Raw genomic sequence first — 266 nt, 5'->3', positions numbered from 1 at the left:
GAAATAGCCGTAGGTTCCCGAAACGGAATTACGACCAAACAGTTGGAATCGATGTTTTGCCCACGGTTGGTCAATGCCCAAATCTTGCCAATTATTTAGCGGCTTAGTCGCGCCGCAGCGTAATGTCTCTGAGAATATACTGTCAATCTGGTGAAAGTTGAGCCCTTCAATAGGGTTATCACGATGCACAAAAAGTCCAATCGCATCGATAGCGACTCTCAGTGCTGTCGGCTTATAGCCATGCTCTCTTTCAAACGCTTCGACTT

Annotated in this window: 1 pseudogene; it reads right to left on the bottom strand. The window is 46.6% G+C overall.

The annotated features are described in order from the left end of the window. Positions 1 to 266: pseudogene (locus tag AB4512_RS24190) on the bottom strand (phosphate ABC transporter substrate-binding protein); the annotation flags it as partial.

This window comes from Vibrio sp. 10N.222.52.B7 (assembly GCF_041474275.1).
Taxonomy (GTDB): domain Bacteria; phylum Pseudomonadota; class Gammaproteobacteria; order Enterobacterales; family Vibrionaceae; genus Vibrio; species Vibrio crassostreae_C.
Note: the sequence above shows the minus strand (reverse complement) of the source record. Positions and strands in the feature narration are given on the sequence as shown.